Genomic DNA, 314 nt, shown 5'->3' with positions numbered 1-314 from the left:
ATTCGATTTACTCGGCGCTGTATACATCGCCGATCCGGCTCGATATGGCCGGCGTGCTGTCGTTCTATCTCGTCGTGCTGATCGCGCTGGCGGTGAGCGTGCAGTTCTGGGCGCTGCGCCGGGCGCGCTTCGACTTCCTCGGCGGCCGGGCGACGCGGGCCAAGGCCGAGCGGCCGCGCAGGGGCGCCTTGCTGCTGGCGGCCGGCAATCTCCTCCTGCTGGCGATCGCGGTCGGCATTCCGTTAGGCGCCAACCTGCTGACGTCATACACCCGCCCCGGCCAAGCCGGCGGCTCGGCGTTCACGCTGGACCAA

General features: G+C 69.1%; 1 pseudogene. It reads left to right on the top strand.

Annotation, left to right across the window (positions count from 1 at the left end):
• Positions 1–314, top strand: a pseudogene (locus KVT38_RS33635) (ABC transporter permease); the annotation flags it as partial.

This window comes from Cohnella sp. GbtcB17 (assembly GCF_019091135.1).
In the GTDB taxonomy this organism is placed as follows: domain Bacteria; phylum Bacillota; class Bacilli; order Paenibacillales; family Paenibacillaceae; genus Cohnella.
The sequence above is the reverse complement of the archived record's forward strand: the minus strand, read 5'-3'. Positions and strand labels throughout refer to the sequence as shown.